Raw genomic sequence first — 16,782 nt, 5'->3', positions numbered from 1 at the left:
TGAATGGTTTCCGGACAAATGCGCCTGCAGGCCCTATGCATTCTAAGACAAAGGTACGAGCTGTCCACGTGCCATCACCGAAACGTGGCGTCACCTGCTAATATCCCAGCCTTTTAGTCAGTGACAGGATCAGATTGATGAAAGTCGCCATCCTTTGTGGCTCGGTGTATGGCACCGCAGAAGAAGTTGCCCGTCATGCCAAACAATTGCTGACCGATGCCGGGTGCGAGGTTTTGCTCAATTCTCGCGCAACCCTGGCCGATATCCAGGCATTTGCCCCCGAAGCCTTGCTGGCGGTGACCTCGACCACCGGCATGGGCGAGCTGCCGGACAATCTGGCGCCGTTATACAGCACCATCCGTGACCAACTGCCTGCGGCCTGGCGCGGCTTGCCGGGTGGCGTGATCGCGCTCGGTGATGAAAGCTATGGCGATACCTACTGCGGCGGCGGTCAACTGATGAGCGAGTTGTTCGCGGAACTGGGATTGCGTGAAGTGCAGCCGATGTTGCGCCTGGACGCCAGCGAAACCGTAACCCCGGAAAGTGACTGCGAACCGTGGGTCGAAGCCTTCATCAAAGCACTGACCCAGTAACCGGCCGTTCGCGCAGCAGCTCCAGCCAGGCTTGCGCTGCGCGAGACAAATACGCCCCTTCGCGCCAGATGAACGCGATGTCCCATCGCAGATCTTCAGGCGCGATGAGTTTTAGCCTCACCACGCCGGGGCGAACCAGCCCGCGTGCCACCACACTGGGCAGCAACACCACGCCCTGACCGGCGGCCACCAGCGCCACCAGAAAGTCCGACTGCCCGCTGCGGCCCCCCTCCTTGGGGGTAAAACCCAATTGTTGACAGGCCTGCAGTAACCGATCGTTCAATACAAAACTGCGCTGATACAGCAAGAACGGTGTTTCAGACAGCTGCTCCAGTCGCACGCTGCCGTCTTCAGCCAGCGGATGATCGGCAGGAAGCAGTGCGTCCAGTGGCTCATCACAAAACGGTTGATAGGCAAAGGTCGGGTTTTTCGGCGTCAAACTGCCGCCCAACTCCAGCTCACCGCTCAACACGGCCTGCTCAACCACCAGGCTGCCGCCTTCGAGCAATTGCACCTGAATATTGGGATACCGGCGCCGGTATTCGGCAAACAGGCTGGCGAATAGCGCATCGCTGCCCAACAGCGGCAAGCCCAGGCGCAACTCGCCGCGGGTCAGTTGACTCAAGTCGTCCAGTTCGCTCAACAACTCTTGTTGCAGACGCAACATCCCCTCAGCCCGTTGCAATACCACCGTGCCCGCTGCGGTCAGCCGCACGTGCGAACCGAGGCGGTCAAACAGCGGCGTGCCAAGGTTGTGTTCAAGCTGCGCCACCTGCTTGCTCACTGCCGATTGGCTGATGTGCAAGGTATGGGCGGCCGGTGTAAAGCCCCCGGCGCGCGCAACTTCAACGAATGTGCGCAATTGTTTGAATTCCATTTTTCAAATTCCTTTTTGGAATGGCTGTCAGTCTAACAATTCGTTTTCGGGATGGAAGGGGTGTCTTTACACTGAAAGCCTGTTTGGGATGGACACAAAATGAAACGCTTCGATGTAAAACGCTTGGGCCGTCTAGTCAGCGAAATCGCCGTATTGCTGGCTATTTATTTTCTCGGTTGCCAGATTTCGGTGTGGTTACACCTGCCCATTCCGGGTGGGGTAGTGGGCATGGCGCTGTTGCTGCTGGCGTTTGCGCTGGGTTGGGTCAAACCGGCCGCGCTGCAACTGGGCGCGGGTGTGCTCATGGCTGAAATGCTGCTGTTTTTTATTCCGGCGTTGATGAGCCTGCTCGACTACGGCGCACTGGTACGGGACGAAGGCTGGCGAATTTTGCTGGTGATCGGGATCAGCACCTTGTTGGTGATGGTCGTCACGGCTTTCACCGTCGAGGCCGTGTGCCGCTGGAGGTTGCGCCATGAAGTTTGAATGGATGCCGATGTTCTGGCTGCTGCTGACCTTGGCGACCTATGGCTTGAGTCGCTGGTTGTATCGGCGCACAGGGCGCTACCTGCTGTCGCCGCTGATCCTTGTGCCCGCGTTGTTGCTGGCCGTGGCGGTGCCTCTGCACACGGCGTACGCCGAGTACGCCAGCAACACCCATTGGCTGATGCTCGTGCTGGGGCCGGTCACGGTGGCCTTTGCTGTACCTATCTGGCAACAGCGGCTCTTGCTGGCCAAGCACTGGGTGGCGTTGCTGCTGGGAATGCTGGCGGGGAGTGCGGCGTCCATCGCCAGCTCGTTCTGGCTGGCCAGGGCGCTGGCGCTGGACACCTCGTTGACCCTGTCGCTGGTGCCACGCTCCATCACCACGCCCTTTGCCATGCCACTGGCGCAAGATCTGGGCGGCGTACCTGAGCTGACCGCAGTCTTCGTCATGTTTACCGGCGTGTTTGGCGCCTTGCTCGGGGGCATCCTGCTTAAGTGGTTGCCGCTGCACAGCAGTTTGGCGCGCGGAGCGTTGTTCGGGATCGGTGCCCATGGCGCGGGCGTGAGCCGTGCCCGTGAGGTCGGCAGCGAAGAAGGCTCCGTCGCGGGGCTGGTCATGGTGCTGACCGGTATTCTCAATCTCTTTGCGGCACCGCTGTTGGCGATGGTGTTGTAGTCACCACGCTCATTGCCTGCCGGGCACTGCTATGCCCGCCCCTCAAATCCCGCTCATAAAAAAGGCCGCTGTAAAGACAGCGGCCAAGGAAGACGTTCGATCAAGGAGCTACAAATCAACGTCAAGGTGAACCTGGATGGCCCATGACCTGTAAGGCTTGGGACTGAATTCGGTCGGCAGAATCGTCGCGACTCAATGCCCGTGGGGCTCTGGCAGTGCGCCTGAAACCGGGGGCAAGAATACGGCGTGGGCGGAGCGGGAGTAAGTCTGCTTTCAGACAATCTCTGTTACAACTTCGGCAATAGTGAAATGCCTGATGCGGCTCTCTAGCCCGCATCTCTTGGGTCTCTTCGCGACTATCCCGTCAATAACTATGTAGTGCATAGCCCCGTGTCAGATCGCATTTAATAAGCCATCGACAGGTTTCTGCCTGCTTTCCAATTTCAGCATGAGGCTGAAGGGCGGGTAGTTATAAAAGGAGTTTTACCTTGAACACGATTGATAAAAATGCTGCTGACGTCGACTTCACCCTCAAGCCAAGCCCGGAAATCGATACGCGCGTACGTGAATTCCTGAACGCCAAGCTTGAGGCGCACGGCACAGACAGTCAGCAGGTATACATCACCACCGTCAGCAATGCCGCCGAGCCTGTCGTGACATTCAGCCAGGACCTGAATGCCCTGGGCAATGACACGCTGGAGTGGGGCAATGTTCAAATTCACGACACCGCAGTGACCGGGTGCTTCTCGAAGCATTGGGTCTATGACGAAGCTGTTCGCGTGAGCAGCCCGTCTGTCCGTGAAGTGGAAGCGCTTATGCAAGAGCTGTTGGCGCATGCCAAAGAACACTGGAACAGCTGATATTCCCTTTCATAACCCCCGAAGTTCGCTGAAAACCTGAGGTATTGACAGGGTCATGCTGTCAGAACGAACGCACTGGGGGAGGTCCTTACAGGAATGGCAACGTGAACAACGTTATTGATGACTCAAAAGATCCGCAATTGTTGAACGCCTTAAATGATCGCATCCGGACCTTTTTGAACAAGCAGCTTGAAGGGTACGGTCTGGATTGCGGCGAGGTGTACATCAACATCGTGGACGATCCGGTCACGCTTGAACTGGTCTCCAGCGAATCGCTGCTCGAAGTCGGTTTTACGTGTTTGGTGCAAGACCGTGAACCCACCTACGTCCAGGGGCTGACCCAGGCTTTCTCCAAGCCCTGGACGTTTGATGAAGCCGATCGCATCCGCAAGCCTTCGTTGTATGACATCGAAAAAATCATGCGCAAACTGCAGGATGAAGCCAAATATCAGTGGAGCAGGTAAGCCCTGAGGGTATCAGCGCTGCTGATACCCCATGCGCCAACTGATCGCCTGGCTGGCAGCCAATACACGGCTGGCAGCCGGGCCTTGTTGATCGGGATGGAACAGCGACGCCGGGCCCACCACCGTCAATACGGCGGCTACCATGCCGGTCGCATCAAACACCGGCGCCGATAAGGCATCGACGCCAGGCATCAACAAACCGTGAACCACGTGCAGGCCGCGTTCACGAATCTTCTCGCACAACTGCTCGTAGGCTTCAGGTGCTTGTAGCGGGTGCAGGTGCTCACTGCTGAGCTCCAAGGCGCGCAACTCCCGGGTTTCGCGGTCGGGCAGGAACGCATTGAACACCAGACCCGTCGACGAGCTTAAAAGCGGCAAGACCGACCCTAATTGCGTCACCACTGTGACGGCACGCACCGCCGGTTCAATGTGGACGACCGTTGCGCCCTGGTTGCCCCATACCGCCAAAAAACAGGTCTCGTTCAAGTCATCGCGCAACTCGGACAAGGGCGCTGTGGCGACCTTCACGACGTCCATGCTGTTCAGCGCGGCCAGACCGACCCGCAAGGCTTCACGCCCCAGACCATAGTGGTTGGTGGCGGGATTCTGCTCGGCAAATCCACTGGCAATCAGGGCCTGCAAATAGCGATGCACTTTGCTCGCGGGCATCTGCACGTGCTCAGCCAGACGCGACAGCGAGGTGGAGGGCGACAACTCGGCCAGTGCCTTGAGAATGTCCGTCCCGACTTCGGCGGAACGTACTTTTTGCTTGCCTGTGGTGTCGGCGCTGGGGCTGGGCTTGTCCATGGAATGGCTTACATCTCGGGATGAATGGGCGTCTTTATAGCTTGACGCTAATCGGCAATCAAATTACGTTATGCGTAATTGAATTACGATAAAAATAATGCAGTGGTGCGCGCACTGATTCAGCGCTGAGCGCAGTTAACTGCTTTCTCCACTCTGGAGGCTCCATGACCCTCGAACTGTCCTCGTCGACCCTTGAGTATCAATCCGGGTTCGGCAACGAATTTTGCAGCGAGGCACTGCCCGGCGCCTTGCCGGTTGGCCAGAACTCCCCGCAAAAAGCCCCTTACGGCCTGTACGCCGAATTGTTGTCGGGCACCGCCTTCACCATGACCCGCAGCGAAGCGCGCCGCACGTGGATGTACCGCATCCAGCCGTCGGCCAATCACCCTGCGTTCAGCAAACTTGAGCGGCAACTGGCTGGCGGCACGCTGGGCCCGGTGACACCGAACCGCTTGCGTTGGAACCCGCTACCGATCCCGGATGCGTCGACCGATTTCATCGACGGCCTGGTGGCAATGGCTGCCAACAGCACGGCAGACCAGCCTTCAGGCATCAGCATTTATAACTACTGCGCCAACAGCTCGATGCAGCGGGTGTTTTTTAACGCCGATGGCGAACTGTTGATCGTGCCTGAGCTGGGCCGCCTGCGGATTGCCACTGAGTTGGGGCGTCTGGACCTGGCGCCTCTGGAGATTGCGGTCATTCCGCGCGGCATGAAATTCCGCGTTGAGCTGCTGGATGCGCAGGCGCGCGGTTATGTCGCTGAAAACCACGGCGCGCCGTTGCGCCTCCCGGACCTGGGGCCAATCGGCAGCAATGGCCTGGCCAACCCGCGAGACTTCCTGAGCCCGGTGGCGCACTACGAAGACCGTCAGCAACCGACCCAACTGGTGCAAAAATTCCTTGGCGAACTCTGGGGCTGTGAACTGGATCATTCGCCCCTGAACGTGGTCGCTTGGCACGGTAACAACGTGCCGTACAAATACGACCTGCGCCGCTTCAATACCATTGGTACGGTCAGTTTCGACCATCCCGACCCGTCGATTTTCACGGTGTTGACCTCGCCCACCAGTGTTCCTGGCCTGGCCAACCTGGACTTCGTGATCTTCCCGCCCCGCTGGATGGTGGCTGAAAATACGTTCCGGCCACCGTGGTTTCATCGCAACCTGATGAATGAATTCATGGGCCTGATTCAGGGCAGCTACGACGCCAAGGCGCAAGGGTTCCTGCCCGGCGGCGCATCGTTGCACAGCTGCATGAGTGCCCACGGCCCGGATGGCGAAACCTGCAGCAAAGCCATTGCGGCCGACCTGCAACCGAGCAAGATCGACAACACCATGGCCTTCATGTTCGAGACCAGCCAAGTGTTGCGTGCGACCCGGTACGCCCTGGAATGCCCGCAACTGCAAACTCAATACGACGCGTGCTGGGCCTCCTTGCCCGTCACCTTCACCCCGAACCGGAGATAAGCATGACCCAGTCCACTCTTGCCCGTAGCTGGATCGCCTCTGCCAACGGGCACAGCGATTTCCCGTTGCAGAACTTGCCCTTGGGCGTGTTCAGCCTCGCCGGTTCGACACCCCGCAGCGGTGTTGCCATCGGCGACCACATTCTGGATCTGGAAGCGGGGCTGGCGGCCGGTCTGTTCGAAGGCCAGGCCAAGGTGGCTGTCGAAGCGACACTGGGCGGCACATTGAATGCCCTTTTCGCATTGGGCCGCCGTGCCCGGGTCGCGCTGCGCGAGCGCTTGATTGAACTGTTCGTTGAAGGCAGCACGCTGCGCGCAAAGATCGAAGCGCAGAGCACCAGCCTGTTACCACTGGCTGCCGATTGCACAATGCACCTGCCAGCCCGAGTCGGTGATTACACCGATTTTTACGTGGGCATCGAACATGCGAAAAACGTCGGCAAGTTGTTCCGCCCCGATAACCCGCTGTTGCCCAACTATAAATACGTACCGATTGGCTACCACGGTCGGGCGTCCACCCTCCGCGCGTCGGGCACCGAGGTGCGTCGCCCTAAAGGTCAGACCCTGCCAGCAGGCCAGACCGAGCCGAGTTTTGGCCCGTGTGCCCGTCTGGACTACGAGTTGGAGCTGGGTATCTGGATCGGCCAGGGCAATGAGATGGGAGATGCCATTCCTGTCAGTGAGGCGGGCGAGCATATTGCCGGTTTTTGTCTGCTTAACGACTGGTCGGCCCGGGACATTCAGGCGTGGGAATATCAACCGCTGGGCCCATTCCTGTCGAAAAGCTTCATTACCTCAATTTCACCCTGGGTGGTGACGGCCGAAGCGCTGGAGCCGTTCCGTCGTGCCCAGCCCCAACGCCCGGAGGGAGATCCACAGCCGCTGGCGTACCTGCTGGATGAGCAGGATCAGGCCACTGGCGCGCTCGACATCGAACTGGAAGTGCTGCTGCTGACACAGGCCATGCGCGAACAAAACCTGGCACCTCATCGCCTGGGGCTGAGCAATACCCTGAACATGTACTGGACGGCCGCGCAGTTGGTGACGCACCACAGCGTCAACGGTTGCCAACTGCAAGCCGGTGACCTGTTTGGTTCGGGCACGTTGTCGGGGCCTGAACGCTCGCAGTTGGGCAGCCTGCTGGAACTCACCGAGGGCGGAAAACACCCGGTCGAATTGGCCTCCGGCGAGGTGCGTAAATTCCTTGAAGACGGCGACGAAATCATTCTGCGTGCCCGTTGCACCCGTGATGGTTTTGCCCCGATCGGGTTTGGCGAATGCCGTGGCAAGGTGATCGCGGCGCGTTAAGGAGCGAGTCATGGAACTCTTTACTTACTATCGCTCAACGTCCTCGTATCGGGTGCGTATCGCGCTGGCGCTCAAGGGGCTGGATTATCAGTCGGTCGCGGTCAACCTGATCGCGGCCGGGGGCGGTGAACATCGCCAGCCACACTACCTGAAGCTCAACCCGCAAGGCCGTGTGCCGGCTTTGCGCACTGACGACGGCGATGTGCTGACCCAGTCCCCGGCCATCATCGAATACCTCGAAGAGCGTTATCCGCAGCCGCCGCTGCTTTCTGACAACCTGATCACCCGCGCACATGAGCGCGGCGTGGCCAGTGTGATCGGGTGCGATATTCACCCGTTGCACAACGTCAGTGTGCTCAATCAACTGCGTGCCCTGGGGCAGGGCGAAGCCCATGTCACGCAGTGGATCGGCCACTGGATTTCTTCAGGTTTGGCCACCATCGAGCAGTTGATTGGCGACAGCGGTTTTTGTTTTGGTCCGCAGCCGGGCCTGGCAGATGTGTACCTGATTCCTCAGTTGTATGCGGCCGAGCGTTTTAGCGTGTCGCTGGCAGGTTATCCACGCATCGCGCGCGTGGCGCAACTGGCCGCGCAACATCCTGCGTTCATCAACGCACACCCGTCACGGCAGCCCGATACCCCGGCTTGAGCCCAGCAACATATGCCCGAAACCGCACAGGTTGTTCGGGCTTATGCCTGCGTACTTCAACGACTTTTCAGGCGACGCCTATACTGGCGATTACCTGTCACCTCTCGAGGGCCGGAACATGTTTGCTCTCATGCAAAGCGCTCGTCTGGAGTCGCTTCATCTTAGTGTCGACCCTGTCACCGGGCTCAAAGCGGTGATTGCCATTCACAACAGTCAATTCGGGCCTGCACTGGGCGGTTGCCGTTATCTGGCTTACCCCGATGACGAAAGTGCGATCAATGATGCGATCCGCCTGGCCCAAGACATGAGCTACAAGGCGGTACTGGCCGGACTGGCAGCGGGCGGCGGCCAGTCCGTCATCATGCGCGCGCCGCATGTTGAAAGCCGTGCGGCCTTGTTTGAGGCATTCGGCCGTTGTGTCGAGCAACTGGATGGACGCTACATCACGGCCATCGACAGCGGAACGTCAACGTCCGACATGGACTGCATCGCCCAATACACCCAACACGTCACCAGCACCACTGCGGCGGGCGATCCCTCGCCTCATGCCGCGATGGGGGTGTTCGCGGGCATTCGCAGCACGGCGTCATGGCGACTGGGCAGCGATAATCTGGAAGGGTTGCGGGTAGCGATTCAGGGGTTGGGCAAGGTCGGGTTCGCGCTCGCTGAACAACTGCACGCAGCAGGCGCCGAGTTGCTGGTCAGCGACACCGACGCGGGCAAAGTGCGACTGGCGATGGAGCAATTGGGTGCGCACCCCATTGCCCCGGAAGCCTTGCTCAGCACCCCGTGCGACATACTCGCGCCCTGTGGTCTGGGCGGCGTGCTCAACTGGCACAGCGTGGCGCAATTGCGCTGTTCGGCCGTGGCGGGGTGCGCCAACAACCAGCTGACCAACTTGCAGGTGGGCGACCAACTGGAGCGCCGGGGCATTCTGTATGCACCGGACTACGTGATCAATTCGGGCGGTTTGATCTTCATGGCGTTGACCCATCAAGGGGCGCAACCTGAAGCCATCAACCAGCAACTGCTGCGCATCAGCGAGCGACTGACTGGCATTTATGCCCACGCACAAGCCGAAAAGCGCTCACCGGCAAGGGTGTCGGATGAACTGGCGAAAAAAATGTTGTACGGCGAATAACCTGTAGCGCATGCCCCGGGGCTCGATTGATTGCCCGCATGCCGGTCGGTCACAAGGTCGGGCTCTGCTCGCTGGCCAGAGCCCGGTGACGGCTGCAGGTGTTTACTCGCTGTCGGTCAGCAGCTCAGACAAGGCGTCCGGCTGGCTCTTGAAGGCCTTGGCAAAGATATCGCGATTTTTCGCCATGTAGATGCCTGCTTCTTCGACTTGCTGCTCGTTCAGGGACGGCACAGCTTTTTGCAACACTTCAGCCAGTAACTCTGCCAGCTCCAGCATTTTGTCATGACGGTCAGCTTCGGCTTTATCCATGAACAAACGCTCCAGATCTCGGCTGCTGCGGTATACCACTTCGACGGCCATTTACCACCTCATATGCCTTCACGATAAGTTGTCTTGCGATTACTGTATTTATATACAGCTAAAAGGATAAGCCAATCGCCAGCATTTGAATAGCGGCTTTTTTACTCTAGCTGCAATTGGGGTGTGAAGCGCAGGGCGGACGTGTCTAATGGCGCCCGGCCACCTTCTCATTCGCGGTGCTGGCCTTTTTTCTGCATGCAAAAAGTGTCATGAGCATCGCGGATTATCCGTTCGAGTCGTTTCAAGGAGCTGCATCGTGAGAGTGAACAAAGCCGAAAAGCTACGGCGCCAGGTCCATGAACTGGCCGAGTCGATGGGCAACCTGTTTGTCGAAACCTTCCATTATTTGGCGCTGTTCGCCATAGGCGCGGTCACGGCCTGGGCCGCTGTGATGGAATTTTTGCAAATGGTGGAGAAGGGCAATATCAGCATTGACGACATCTTGTTGCTGTTCATCTACCTCGAACTGGGCGCCATGGTCGGGATTTATTTCAAGACCAACCACATGCCGGTGCGCTTCCTGATCTACGTGGCGATCACGGCGTTGACCCGCTTGCTGATTTCCAACGTGTCGCACCACAACCCGCCAGACATGGGCGTTGTGTATTTGACGGGCGCCATTTTGTTGCTGGCGTTTGCGATCCTGGTGGTGCGATACGCGTCTTCGCAGTTCCCGTCCGTGAAGATCGAGAACCCGCATCGCAAGACCGGCGCAGGCTCGGGCGAGCACCCTGAAGTGGAGAAGGGCGAGCTGTAACGCCACGTTCGGCACACAAAAAAGGGCGGGTCTACCGAAGTAGACCCGCCCTTTTTTAGTGCGTCCTTTTGGCTAAATCAGCTGATTTTGTCGAGTTCTTTTTCTTTCTCCAAAAACTCTTCTTCCAGCAAATCGTCAGCGCTTTCTTTGGGTTCTTTTTCTTCAAACCCTTCAACCGCCAGTTTTGGCGAATGCTTGCCACGCAGTTTGCCGAACAGATGTTCCAGCGCGTTCTCCAGTTTTGCTGCAGCGCCTTCCACGGCTTGCGTCAGCGAATCGGCGTCCTGGGAAACGGAAATCGGTTGATGGCCTTTTGGCCGTGCTTCCATTTTGCAGCGTTTGTCCTTGGGACCGGACTTGCCACCATTCTCATCACTCAGATGCACTTCGACCCGAGTCAGGTCCTCCAAGTGGCGTTCGAGCGTAACCTCAACAGTTGCTTGTACCCATTCCTGAGTGCGTTTGTCGCTGTCGATGTGTTTATCGGAAAAGACGTTAATTTGCATAATGCTTCCCTTATTTCAGCTTGCTCGAGTGAGTTGTGACGGCCTCGAGTGGACAAAGGTTCATCGTCATCGCTCAGTTACAGTGTTTGAGCCGATGAGCAAATATTTCAAGCACTATTTTCAGCAAACGTTGCGCACTGTGATCGGCGTCAGTCTTTGGCAGCCATAAAGGCCCGGGCAGCCGGGCCTTTAACGATTTGAATCAAAATGCGACAGATGTCTGCAGGTACACGGTGCGCGGTTCTCCTACGTACTTGCCCTTGTTGTTGTCGTCGAACGAGCGGGTGAAATACTCGTGGTTCAGGATGTTTTTGATCCCGACGGCGACGTTGAGGTCCGCCAGTTGTGGGCCGAAGTCGTAGCCCACGCGGCTGCTGAACACCATGTAGCCAGGGATCTTTCCGGTGCTGCCGTCAGCGCTTTCTGCGCGTGTATTGGCATTGTCCGCAAACTGATCGGTCTGGTAGCTGCTGTCGAGGTTGGCTTTCCACGGCCCTTGCGTATAACCGATGCCCAAGGTGCCTTTGTTTTTGGAGGAGAAGGGCACACGATTGCCTTTGTTAGGCCCCTCTTCGCGGATAGTCGCATCCACGTAGGCATAGGTGGCATAGACATCAAACCCGCTGAGTATCGGGCTCACGCCCTCCAGCGCGTAATTGACACTCGCCTCGATGCCCTGATGCCGCGTCTTGCCCCGGGCAATGACGTTGTCGGTGGTCTGGTTGCTGTCGTACTGGTTATTGAAGTTGATGAGAAACGCGCCGATCTCCGCCCGCAGGTTGCCATTGTCATAACGGGTGCCGAGCTCCCACGTACGGGCTTTTTCCGGTTTGACCTCGCCACCGCTGACCCGGTTTGGCATCTGGCTGTATTGCACACTGCCAAACGAGCCTTCGGTGTTGGCGTAGAGATTCCAGCTGTCGTTGACGTGATACAGCACGTTCAGTGCGGGCAGCGCCGTGTTGTAGTCGCCTTTGTATTTAACGTGGGTCAGCAGGTTGGTCTGCTGCTGTTCAATCATTTCGTAGCGAATACCGGGTGTGAACGTCCATTTGCCGATGTCGATCTTGTCATCGATGAAAAACGCGTGAGCCTCGGTCTCACCCCGTGTGTCGCGGTCATTGCGGCTGTTGGTGGTCGGTAATTGATTGGCAGCAATCGGGGTGCGATAGCGCAGTTCGTGCCCGGCTTCGTTGATATAGCGATAGCCGACGCCGACTTCATGGGTGGTGTTGCCCAGATCGAACCCCTGGGAGAAGCGTGTTTCGATCCCGCGCACCCAGTACTCACGGGGTGACAGTGACAGGAAGGTGCCCTGGTCCAGATAACCGCTGCGCAGGGTTTTGGTGAAGAAGCTGTTGACCGTGAATTCGCGACGCTCTTGCTGATAGCGGTAACCGACGTTGACCAGCGTGCGACGGCCCCAGAATTTGTCGTTGGGGCGTGTCGACTGATACGGATCCGCTTTGTAGGCCGCTGTACTCAAACCGCCCGGCATGTCGGCTTCACCCTCGTAGTACTGGGCCATGGCATGCACGCTGTTGGCGTCATCGATTGAGTAATTGCCCTTGAGGATCAGGTCATCAATGCGCGTGTCGCTGTGTTCGCGCCAGTCGCCCCCGCGCGTGCCGGAGTACAGCAGCGCACCGCCCAGGCCGTTGTCGGCCGTGCCGCCCGCCAGCACGTTGCCGGTGGTCTTGAAGCCGTCGTGGCTGGACGAGGGGCTGGTCTGGGTCTGAAAGCCGGCCTTCACCGTGGGCGCGTCGGGAATGGCGCGGGTCACGAAATTGACGATCCCGCCCACGTTTTGCGGGCCGTAGCGCACTGCGCCGCCACCCCGAACCACGTCGACCGCGTCCATATTGCCCATGCTCACTGGGGCAAACGACAACTGTGGTTGCCCATAGGGCGCGAACGGCACGGGGATGCCGTCCATCAACACGGTGGAGCGGGTGGCCAGACGCGGGTTGAGGCCGCGAATGCCGAAGTTCATGGCCATGTCATGGCTGCCGGTGCCGTTGTTTTCGGGCGCGTTGACGCCCGGGATGCGGTTGAGCACGTCCCGCGCCGAGGTGGCGCCCTGGCGTTCGAAGTCTTCGCGTCGAATCACGTCCCGGGCGCCAGGGTGTTCGAACACATCGGTTTGTGCCGCCTCGCCCAACCAGTCGCCGACCACTGTGGAGGCGCCCAGCTCGATGCTTGCGGGCACTGCGGGCGTGCTTGCCGGTTGCAGGCTGAACGCACCTTCACCCTCCGCGCGGGCTTGCAGGCCAGTGCCTTCGAGCAGGGTGTGCAGCCCTTGCTCGGTGCTGAAGTCACCGTCGAGGCCACGGCTTTGCAGGCCGCTGGCAGTGGCCGAACCGAATGAAATCAGCACACCGGCTTCGCGACCAAACTGGTTCAGCGCGGCCTCCAGCGAAGCAGGGGCAATGTGATAGGTCCGGGCGTCGGCCAGCGCCTGGGGAAGTACGCCCAGGCTGAGGCTGGCGCCCAGCACCAGACGGGCCAGTGGAGAGAGACGTGAAGGCTGAACAGGCATGACGGGTTTCCGAGCAGGTCAAAAGTGAGGGGGCTTACCTGCTCTGTCACGCGAGATGTGAAATCGGCTCACGGCGGCACATAAAAATCAGCCGCTTAAACGTTGGACTCAACCGTCACCCAATAACGGGTAAATCGCTTGACCCGCACGGGCAGGCTGACGTGCAGCAGATCGAGCACGCGTTCAGTGTCGTCAATCGGGTAGGTGCCGGAAATCAGCAGGTTGGCGACTTTGGGATCGCAATGGAGCTGGCCGCGACGGTATCGGCTCAGTTCGGCGATAAAGTCTTCCAGGCGCATGTGCGCGGCCACCAAAACGCCATCGGCCCACGCGCCGCTGCCCGCGTCGAGTGCGTGTGGGGTGCTCCATGCCTGAGGGGTAAAGCTTACTTGCTGGCGCGCTTCGAGTTGCAACGGGCTGCCGGGGTAGGCCTGTGGCGCCAGTTGCACGCGTCCTTCAAACACGGCGATGTGGGTGCGGTCGCGGAATTGGCGCAGGTTGAAACGCGCCTTGTCCGGCTGCAACACACCGTGAGCCGTGTGCACGTGCAAGGGGCGCGCCTCTTGGGCGACGGTCATTTGCACCTCGCCGTCGAGCAAGCGAATCAGCCGTTGTTGTGCATCGAATCTCACGTCCACCGAACTACCGGTGTTCAGGCGGATCTGGCTGCCGTCGTGCAGGTTCACAGTGCGCCGTTGGCCGATCGGGCTGCTGTAATCGGCCAGCAGCGGGGTCAGCGGCAGTTGCTCGCGCAGGCCGTAGGTCATGGCCGACCCGGCGCCTAACAGCAGCAACAGTTTCAGGGCCTGACGCCGGGTGCGCGTTTGCGGGGCGTTCAAGGCCGCGTGGGCGAGGGGCGACGACAACCCGCGCAGGCGCTGGTTGACTCGCTGAATGTGGTCCCACGCCCGCTGGTGTTCAGCATGGGCGTCGAGCCACTGTTGCCACGCGCGCTGGCGCCGCGGGCTCAGCGCGCCGCCTTGCATTTCCACCAGCCAGCTCACGGCCTGTTCAGCGACCTGTGGCGCGATCTCTGGCGGGGTGTTGAAGACGCCGTTCATAGCGCGAAATAGCAGCGCATGGCGGCATTGTTCAAATGACGTTTGACGGTCGCAATCGAAATGCCCAGTTGCGCAGCGATGTCGGCGTAGCTGAGGCCATCGACTTGTGCGAGTAAAAAGGCACGCTTGACCGGGGACGGCAGGCCGTCGAGCAATTGGTCCAGCTCCATCAGGGTTTGCAGGATGATGGCGCGCTCTTCTTCACTGGGCGCCAGCGCTTGCGGTTGCTCGGCCAGGGCCAGCAGATAAGCACGCTCAAGGTCTTGGCGACGGTAATGATTGAACAGCACGCGCTTGGCGACCGTGGTCAAAAACGCCCGGGGCTGCGCGATGTCCGGCGTCTCCCGTGCCGTGAGCAATCGCATGAACGTGTCTTGTGCCAGGTCGGCGGCGCCTTGCGGGCAGCCGAGCTTGTGCCGCAGCCATCCCGTGAGCCAGCGGTGGTGGTCCAGATACAGGCCTTCAATGGTATTTGACTGCGACAACCACCACCCCGAGTGCACCGAGCGCGCTTTAGAGAACAAGAATTGTTCGCATTGTAGGGGTGAGCCCTTGTCTTGAGCAATCACTGACGATCGTCAGGCGGATGCGCAGGCCATCATCTGCTTTTGCATATGAGAATATTTATCATTAGTATCGCTTTCCTTTAGCCCACCTTCGACGCCCATGAATCCTCCCCAACATCAGGAAGGCCCTGACAGCGAATCGCGCCATGGACGTGCGCATTTCCTTCAGGTGTTTCTCTCCCAGCGCCCGCAAATGGAAGCCTTGGTCAGTCGTCGCGTGGGCTGTCGGGCCACCGCGGCGGATCTGGTGCAGGATTTGTTCGTGCGGTTTTGGCGTCGCCCGCTGGTGCAGGTCGAAGAATTGGGCACCTATTTATTGCGTTGCGCGGGCAATATCGCCATTGACCATTTGCGCAGCGAAGGCTCGCGCGGGCGGATCAATCAGCACTGGCAGCAAGACGCTGACACCCACGGCTGCGAGCCGCAGGCTGCGTTGGAAGCGGGCAATGATTTGCGTCAAGTCGAGGCTGCCTTGCGCGGTTTGCCGGAACGCACGCGGCATATCTTTTTGCTCAACCGCATTCATGGCCGCACCTATGCCGAGATCGCCAAGGTCATGGGCGTGTCCCAAAGCGCCGTGGAAAAACATATGATGCGCGCCCTTGAGGCCTGCAAGGCCAGCCTGCGTGAGCCGCCGACCGGGAAAGCACCGTGATGAACCGTTCGACGATTGAGGTAACGCCCGAGCAAGAGCGCACCGCGCTGGCATGGTTGAGCGTATTGCACGACCAGCCCGACAGCGGCGATCAGGCCACCTTCAGCCGCTGGCTGCACGCCGACCCCGCCCATGCCGAGGCCTACGCACAAGCCCAGGTGGTCTGGGAGTTGAGCGAAGTGGCGGGCAGCCGGTTGGCCGGAGAAGAGGCGCTGGTCATGCAGCGCTACCTGTCGGCCATGAACGTCTCGAAACGCAACCGCGTCTGGCAATGGTCCAGTGGCGTGGCCGTCGCGGCGTGCCTGCTGCTGATGCTCGGGGTATTCGCCGGGTGGCAGCCGGCGCGCTGGATCGACGACCTGGGCGCCGATTATGTCAGTGCGCCAGGCCAGGTTCGGACCCTGACACTGGCGGACCAATCCCGGGTCACGCTGGATGCCGACAGTGCCATTGCGGTGAACTTCAGCGGCGGCGAGCGCCATGTGCAATTGCGACGTGGCGTGGCGTTTTTTCAGGTCAGCCACACGGGCGAGCCTTTTGTCGTGGACGCCCAGAACGGCGAAGCGCGAGTGCTGGGCACCGAATTTGAAGTGCGCAGGCAACCGGAAGGCGCGCAAGTGACGGTGTTGTCAGGGCGCGTCGGCGTGAAGGCCGGTGCGCACGCGCCGCAGCAGATTCTCAGCGCCGACCAGCAAGTGGCGTATGACGGCGGGGTGTCGGGTGCTGTGCAGGGGGTCGACAGCAAGGCTCGGCTGGGCTGGCGATCAGGCTGGCTGACCTATTCGAAAACCCCGCTGGTGGACGTGGTGGCCGATCTCAAGCGCTACTTCCCGGGCCAGATCGTACTGTTGAATACCGAGTTGGGGCAGCGACGTATCAGCGGCAGCTTCCCCAGCCATGACCCCCAGGCCGTGCTCAATTCGCTGCAAGGTGTGCTGGGGTTTGAACAGCACACCGTGTTTGGGCGCTTGATCGTGTTGCGCTGACACGGCCCTCACGGTAGAGACCG

The 16,782-nt window shown here is 59.6% G+C and carries 19 protein-coding genes; 12 read left to right on the top strand and 7 right to left on the bottom strand.

Features of this window, described 5'->3' with window-relative positions; translation table 11 throughout:
• Positions 1-137: 137 nt before the first annotated feature.
• Positions 138-593: a flavodoxin gene (locus tag IF654_RS18375; protein ID WP_047273403.1), complete on the top strand. Its 456-nt coding sequence runs from the start codon at positions 138-140 to the stop codon at positions 591-593.
• Here IF654_RS18375 and IF654_RS18370 read toward each other — a convergent pair.
• Entirely contained in the window at positions 574-1,470 is an 897-nt protein-coding gene (locus tag IF654_RS18370; protein ID WP_047273404.1) for a LysR family transcriptional regulator, read from the bottom strand. The genes IF654_RS18375 and IF654_RS18370 overlap by 20 nt on opposite strands.
• Before the next feature lie 99 nt (positions 1,471-1,569).
• Here IF654_RS18370 and IF654_RS18365 point away from each other — a divergent pair, with 99 nt between their 5' ends.
• The 4 genes from IF654_RS18365 (at position 1,570) to IF654_RS18350 (ending at position 3,956) form a co-directional block, all read left to right on the top strand.
• Entirely contained in the window at positions 1,570-1,956 is a 387-nt protein-coding gene (locus IF654_RS18365) for a CidA/LrgA family protein (RefSeq protein ID WP_047275470.1), read from the top strand.
• Entirely contained in the window at positions 1,946-2,632 is a 687-nt protein-coding gene (locus tag IF654_RS18360) for an LrgB family protein (RefSeq protein ID WP_047273406.1), read from the top strand. The genes IF654_RS18365 and IF654_RS18360 overlap by 11 nt, the downstream gene beginning before the upstream one ends.
• A 488-nt stretch (positions 2,633-3,120) precedes the next feature.
• Entirely contained in the window at positions 3,121-3,492 is a 372-nt protein-coding gene (locus tag IF654_RS18355) for a hypothetical protein (protein ID WP_047273407.1), read from the top strand.
• A 104-nt stretch (positions 3,493-3,596) separates the two neighbouring features.
• Entirely contained in the window at positions 3,597-3,956 is a 360-nt protein-coding gene (locus tag IF654_RS18350; RefSeq protein ID WP_048375590.1) for a hypothetical protein, read from the top strand.
• Between the two features lie 12 nt (positions 3,957-3,968).
• Here the strand turns inward: IF654_RS18350 and IF654_RS18345 are convergent, their stop codons facing one another.
• Entirely contained in the window at positions 3,969-4,763 is a 795-nt protein-coding gene (locus tag IF654_RS18345; RefSeq protein ID WP_194862161.1) for an IclR family transcriptional regulator, read from the bottom strand.
• A gap of 164 nt (positions 4,764-4,927) precedes the next feature.
• Between IF654_RS18345 and hmgA the strand changes: the two genes are divergently transcribed.
• The 4 genes from hmgA to IF654_RS18325 all read left to right on the top strand — a co-directional run bounded on the left by hmgA (position 4,928) and on the right by IF654_RS18325 (position 9,329).
• Positions 4,928-6,232: a homogentisate 1,2-dioxygenase gene (gene hmgA / locus IF654_RS18340; RefSeq protein ID WP_047273410.1), complete on the top strand. Its 1,305-nt coding sequence runs from the start codon at positions 4,928-4,930 to the stop codon at positions 6,230-6,232.
• A 2-nt stretch (positions 6,233-6,234) separates the two neighbouring features.
• A complete protein-coding gene (gene fahA, locus IF654_RS18335; RefSeq protein WP_047282090.1) occupies positions 6,235-7,539 on the top strand; it encodes a fumarylacetoacetase in 1,305 nt (434 codons plus the stop codon).
• A 10-nt stretch (positions 7,540-7,549) separates the two neighbouring features.
• Positions 7,550-8,188, top strand: a complete 639-nt coding sequence (gene maiA / locus IF654_RS18330; RefSeq protein ID WP_047280049.1) for a maleylacetoacetate isomerase — start codon at positions 7,550-7,552, stop codon at positions 8,186-8,188.
• A 118-nt stretch (positions 8,189-8,306) separates the two neighbouring features.
• Positions 8,307-9,329 (top strand): Glu/Leu/Phe/Val dehydrogenase family protein, encoded by a 1,023-nt coding sequence (locus IF654_RS18325; RefSeq protein ID WP_047280068.1) that lies wholly within the window; start codon positions 8,307-8,309, stop codon positions 9,327-9,329.
• Between the two features lie 102 nt (positions 9,330-9,431).
• On the opposite strand, the gene IF654_RS18320 is transcribed toward IF654_RS18325, so the two are convergent.
• Positions 9,432-9,689 carry a YebG family protein gene (locus tag IF654_RS18320; protein WP_047273413.1) on the bottom strand — a complete coding sequence of 86 codons (258 nt, stop codon included), beginning with the start codon at positions 9,687-9,689 and terminating at the stop codon, positions 9,432-9,434.
• A 256-nt stretch (positions 9,690-9,945) separates the two neighbouring features.
• On the opposite strand from IF654_RS18320, the gene IF654_RS18315 reads away from it, so the two are divergent.
• Entirely contained in the window at positions 9,946-10,446 is a 501-nt protein-coding gene (locus IF654_RS18315) for a phosphate-starvation-inducible protein PsiE (RefSeq protein ID WP_047273414.1), read from the top strand.
• Positions 10,447-10,523: 77 nt separating this feature from the next.
• Here the strand turns inward: IF654_RS18315 and IF654_RS18310 are convergent, their stop codons facing one another.
• The 4 genes from IF654_RS18310 to IF654_RS18295 form a co-directional block, all read right to left on the bottom strand.
• Complete coding sequence (locus IF654_RS18310; RefSeq protein ID WP_047273415.1) at positions 10,524-10,952, bottom strand: HPF/RaiA family ribosome-associated protein; 429 nt, start codon at positions 10,950-10,952, stop codon at positions 10,524-10,526.
• Positions 10,953-11,154: 202 nt separating this feature from the next.
• Entirely contained in the window at positions 11,155-13,491 is a 2,337-nt protein-coding gene (gene fecA / locus IF654_RS18305) for a TonB-dependent Fe(3+) dicitrate receptor FecA (RefSeq protein WP_194862162.1), read from the bottom strand.
• Between the two features lie 95 nt (positions 13,492-13,586).
• Positions 13,587-14,552, bottom strand: coding sequence for a FecR domain-containing protein (locus IF654_RS18300; RefSeq protein ID WP_047273417.1), 966 nt, complete (start codon positions 14,550-14,552; stop codon positions 13,587-13,589).
• Positions 14,549-15,037, bottom strand: coding sequence for a sigma-70 family RNA polymerase sigma factor (locus IF654_RS18295; RefSeq protein ID WP_047273461.1), 489 nt, complete (start codon positions 15,035-15,037; stop codon positions 14,549-14,551). The genes IF654_RS18300 and IF654_RS18295 overlap by 4 nt, the downstream gene beginning before the upstream one ends.
• A gap of 181 nt (positions 15,038-15,218) precedes the next feature.
• Between IF654_RS18295 and IF654_RS18290 the strand changes: the two genes are divergently transcribed.
• Both IF654_RS18290 and IF654_RS18285 read left to right on the top strand, forming a co-directional pair.
• Complete coding sequence (locus IF654_RS18290) at positions 15,219-15,773, top strand: RNA polymerase sigma factor (RefSeq protein ID WP_080960300.1); 555 nt, start codon at positions 15,219-15,221, stop codon at positions 15,771-15,773.
• Positions 15,773-16,759, top strand: coding sequence for a FecR family protein (locus IF654_RS18285; protein ID WP_371057772.1), 987 nt, complete (start codon positions 15,773-15,775; stop codon positions 16,757-16,759). Before IF654_RS18290 ends, IF654_RS18285 begins: the two co-directional genes overlap by 1 nt.
• The last annotated feature ends 23 nt before the right edge of the window (positions 16,760-16,782 follow it).

It is taken from the genome of Pseudomonas lundensis, assembly GCF_015377145.2.
Taxonomy (GTDB): Bacteria; Pseudomonadota; Gammaproteobacteria; order Pseudomonadales; family Pseudomonadaceae; genus Aquipseudomonas; species Aquipseudomonas lundensis.
This window is presented reverse-complemented; position numbering and strand designations above follow the sequence as displayed.

Coding starts and splice junctions, on each gene's coding strand:
- IF654_RS18360 (WP_047273406.1), top strand. CDS start 1,946: ATGAAGTTTGAATGGATGCCGATGTTCTGGCTGCTGCTGACCTTGGCG.
- IF654_RS18365 (WP_047275470.1), top strand. CDS start 1,570: ATGAAACGCTTCGATGTAAAACGCTTGGGCCGTCTAGTCAGCGAAATC.
- IF654_RS18325 (WP_047280068.1), top strand. CDS start 8,307: ATGTTTGCTCTCATGCAAAGCGCTCGTCTGGAGTCGCTTCATCTTAGT.
- IF654_RS18375 (WP_047273403.1), top strand. CDS start 138: ATGAAAGTCGCCATCCTTTGTGGCTCGGTGTATGGCACCGCAGAAGAA.
- fahA (WP_047282090.1), top strand. CDS start 6,235: ATGACCCAGTCCACTCTTGCCCGTAGCTGGATCGCCTCTGCCAACGGG.
- IF654_RS18345 (WP_194862161.1), bottom strand. CDS start 4,763: ATGGACAAGCCCAGCCCCAGCGCCGACACCACAGGCAAGCAAAAAGTA.
- IF654_RS18285 (WP_371057772.1), top strand. CDS start 15,773: ATGAACCGTTCGACGATTGAGGTAACGCCCGAGCAAGAGCGCACCGCG.
- IF654_RS18320 (WP_047273413.1), bottom strand. CDS start 9,689: ATGGCCGTCGAAGTGGTATACCGCAGCAGCCGAGATCTGGAGCGTTTG.
- maiA (WP_047280049.1), top strand. CDS start 7,550: ATGGAACTCTTTACTTACTATCGCTCAACGTCCTCGTATCGGGTGCGT.
- IF654_RS18290 (WP_080960300.1), top strand. CDS start 15,219: ATGAATCCTCCCCAACATCAGGAAGGCCCTGACAGCGAATCGCGCCAT.
- hmgA (WP_047273410.1), top strand. CDS start 4,928: ATGACCCTCGAACTGTCCTCGTCGACCCTTGAGTATCAATCCGGGTTC.
- IF654_RS18310 (WP_047273415.1), bottom strand. CDS start 10,952: ATGCAAATTAACGTCTTTTCCGATAAACACATCGACAGCGACAAACGC.
- IF654_RS18300 (WP_047273417.1), bottom strand. CDS start 14,552: ATGAACGGCGTCTTCAACACCCCGCCAGAGATCGCGCCACAGGTCGCT.
- fecA (WP_194862162.1), bottom strand. CDS start 13,491: ATGCCTGTTCAGCCTTCACGTCTCTCTCCACTGGCCCGTCTGGTGCTG.
- IF654_RS18370 (WP_047273404.1), bottom strand. CDS start 1,470: ATGGAATTCAAACAATTGCGCACATTCGTTGAAGTTGCGCGCGCCGGG.